The organism is Roseivirga sp. UBA1976 (genome assembly GCF_002336325.1).
GTDB lineage: Bacteria > Bacteroidota > Bacteroidia > Cytophagales > Cyclobacteriaceae > Roseivirga > Roseivirga thermotolerans.
The window spans coordinates 28,786-31,924 of the sequence record NZ_DDDQ01000040.1; the positions used below are offsets into that span (position 1 = coordinate 28,786).

Sequence of the window (3,139 nt, forward strand, 5' to 3'; positions counted from 1 at the left end):
GCTTGTGGCTAGTATACTGGATCTGACAAGTGCGATCTAAATGAGTAACCGTAAAAAAAAGATGGAATAATGCACGTAGCTATTGCAGGAAATATTGGGTCTGGTAAAACCACATTGGCTAAAATGCTGGGCAAAAATTACCGATGGGACGTTCAGTTAGAGTCGGTAGATGACAACCCTTACCTGAAGGATTTTTATGAAGACATGACCCGCTGGAGCTTTCATTTGCAGGTCTATTTTCTCAATAGCAGGTTTAATCAGGTAGCACGAATCAGAGAGTCAGAAGGTAGCACCATACAGGACAGAACTATTTACGAAGACTGCTATATATTTGCCGCTAACCTTTATAAGTCAGGCTACATTTCGCAACGCGACTACAACAATTATCTGGACTTGTTCAAGTCTATGATTAAACACGTGCAGCCACCTGATTTACTTATTTATCTAAAGGCTGACATTCCCAAACTGGTGGCCAACATTCAGAAAAGAGGACGTGACTATGAAGAGCTTATTCGCCTTGAATACCTCAAAAACCTTAACAAGCATTACGAAGAGTGGATTGGCAGCTACGATCTGGGAAAGCTGCTCATTATTGACGTGAACCATCTGGATTTTGTAAATAATGTAGAAGATTACGCTTACGTGCTGGAAAAAGTAGACCTTGAAGTGAACGGTCTTTTCTCATAAAAGACAAGATTTACTTGAATTTCCAAAATAATGTGTAAATTCAAGCAACACTTAAGACACTCTACTTTTTAATAAAAACTTCCAAGTCCTGTTTCTTTGAAACGGGACATTTTTTTTAAAGCCCTCTCTCTCCTTCTTTAAGTACTTCCCAAGTGTGGTCGGCCAATAGTTTTACTGTAGCTATAAATTCATAGGGGCTTCGGCTACCCCACTCTTCAGGAGCTATCAACGAAAGCGTATCCGTACCATCTTTTTTCTGATACAAATGGTAGGTTCTTCCAATAATGGGGTCGAAGCTCATTTTGGCCTGATAAATTCGCTCCGATACCGTTACACGGTTCTGTATGGTTTTGGCCTGTTCTGCGAGCAGTTGCATTTGCTCGTAGATCTGCTTCATGTCCATATCGGTTTGGTCATACATGGCCGAAAGTGCCCTACCTTTAATTTTACCCTTATCTTCCGGTTTAATCAGTGCACTACCAACCGTGTGCGGAAAAGCAATGGTACCGGGATTTGGGGTCGTCATCTCCCCCATTCTTTCCAGGTCTATTTGGTCAACATTAACCTTTTTACCGCTTTTAGATTCTTTACTCACCTAGTTCAATTTAAGAGTGTCCGCCATGTCTTTGTTTTGAGCAGTGTCAATATCCGATGGAGCTATAGACTCTTTCAGGTATTTCTTCGACCCCGGAAAAGAAGTCTTTCTGGAAATGTCGTAGCCCACAATAATGGTAGCTACAATAAACACTAAACCTACTGCTACAAAAATCTTTTTGGACCTTTTCATGTTACGCAAACAGAACCTTTGAGATACAACAAAGTTTAACTTTTCGGTGCTAAATTCGGCAACAACGTGGAAAAAGCCTCTAAAACACTCCGCAAAATTATCCATGTAGATATGGATGCCTTCTTTGCTTCGGTAGAACAAAACGATAATCCGGAGCTGCGTGGCAAGCCTGTGGCAGTGGGCGGAAGCAGGGAACGCGGAGTAGTAGCGGCTGCCAGCTATGAAGCCAGAAAATTTGGAGTAAGATCGGCCATGCCCTCTGCTCTGGCCTACCGAAAGTGCCCTGAGATTATCTTTGTAACCCCCCGGTTTGAGCGATACAAGGAAGTTTCTATGCAAATACGGAGTATTTTTGAATCGTACACCGACCTTATAGAACCCCTCTCTCTTGACGAGGCTTTTTTGGACGTAACCCATAACAAAAAGGCCATGGCATCGGCCACACTTATTGCCAAAGCCATTAAACAGGAAATAAAAGCTAAGACTGGCCTTACCGCTTCTGCGGGTATATCAATTAATAAATTCATAGCCAAGATTGCCAGCGATTACCACAAGCCTGACGGACTCACCTTGGTGGGCCCGGAAAAAGTGACGCTATTTTTAGAGCAGTTGCCTATTGAAAAGTTCTTTGGAGTAGGAAAAGTAACTGCACAGAAAATGAAAAACCTTGGCATTGTTGATGGCAAAAGTCTGAAAGCGTGGAGCAAGGAAGCGCTCATGGCCAATTTCGGCAAAAGCGGTGCCTTTTACTACAATATTGTTCGGGGCAACGATGAGCGGCCGGTAAACCCAAACAGAATCAGAAAATCGCTGGGAGCTGAAAACACTTTTGATCATGACTTGAAAGAACCCACCGATTTAAAAATGGCACTGGACTCCATTATACTCACCGTTTATAACCGCCTGAAAAAAGCTGACAAATGGGGAAAGACACTTACCCTAAAGGTTAAATTCAGCGATTTCCGGCAAATAACCAGAAGCCAAACCTATGAAAAGCCTCTGGCAACGCTGGAAGACATTGCACAACACACCTTCAGTATTTTGGACAATATAGATCCTGCCGATTTCGAAATTGGAGTGCGCTTATTGGGTGTTACACTGAGTAATTTTGAAGGTGAGCAAGGAGAGTTGGCAAAAGCAGGTCAACAGCTTACACTAAACTTCTAATTTACTCATATTCAAAAAGTAAGGCATTCATTGCATACCTTCCTTTGGTTTGGAGTGATTGGATCGCACCTATACACAGGTCTGGTAATGTACAATCCATGTAAAAAAATGAAGGAAATGAGCCTGCTATTTTTGAATTTTATATACGATTACATTTGAGGTATTTTATATCTTGACCTCGAAAAACAGCTACTATGTCTAAACTTGTCATCAATAGCCATAAAGAGTTTGAAGCCTACGTTGGCAAAGAGTTGGGAGTTTCTGATTATCTAAAGGTAGATCAGGAGAGGGTTAATGCATTTGCCGATGCAACTATAGACCATCAGTGGATTCATATTGATGAAGATAGAGCCAGGTCGGAAGGTGCTTTTGGAGGCACCATTGCCCACGGATACCTTACCGTTTCTTTACTTCCCTACCTATGGGAGCAGATTGCTGAGATCAACAATATTAAAATGATGATCAACTATGGCATTGAGAAACTGAAGTTTAACCAAC

5 protein-coding genes are annotated in these 3,139 nt (G+C 41.9%); 3 read left to right on the forward strand and 2 right to left on the reverse strand.

The window, feature by feature from the left end:
- The first annotated feature begins 69 nt into the window (after positions 1 to 69).
- Positions 70 to 687 (forward strand): deoxynucleoside kinase, encoded by a 618-nt coding sequence (locus B3763_RS04175; protein WP_189630984.1) that lies wholly within the window; start codon positions 70 to 72, stop codon positions 685 to 687.
- A gap of 115 nt (positions 688 to 802) precedes the next feature.
- Here B3763_RS04175 and B3763_RS04180 read toward each other — a convergent pair whose 3' ends face one another.
- Both B3763_RS04180 and B3763_RS04185 read right to left on the reverse strand, forming a co-directional pair.
- The gene (locus B3763_RS04180; RefSeq protein WP_286744035.1) at positions 803 to 1,222 is read right to left on the reverse strand and encodes a DUF2452 domain-containing protein; all 420 of its coding nucleotides are present in this window, start codon (positions 1,220 to 1,222) and stop codon (positions 803 to 805) included.
- 60 nt (positions 1,223 to 1,282) lie between these two features.
- The gene (locus B3763_RS04185; RefSeq protein WP_189630983.1) at positions 1,283 to 1,474 is read right to left on the reverse strand and encodes a hypothetical protein; all 192 of its coding nucleotides are present in this window, start codon (positions 1,472 to 1,474) and stop codon (positions 1,283 to 1,285) included.
- Positions 1,475 to 1,585: 111 nt separating this feature from the next.
- On the opposite strand from B3763_RS04185, the gene dinB reads away from it, so the two are divergent.
- On the forward strand, positions 1,586 to 2,641 hold the full coding sequence (dinB, locus tag B3763_RS04190) for a DNA polymerase IV (RefSeq protein ID WP_414707121.1): 1,056 nt from the start codon (positions 1,586 to 1,588) through the stop codon (positions 2,639 to 2,641).
- Between the two features lie 194 nt (positions 2,642 to 2,835).
- A partial coding sequence (locus B3763_RS04195; protein ID WP_286744029.1) for a MaoC family dehydratase occupies positions 2,836 to 3,139 on the forward strand: 304 nt, incomplete at its 3' end.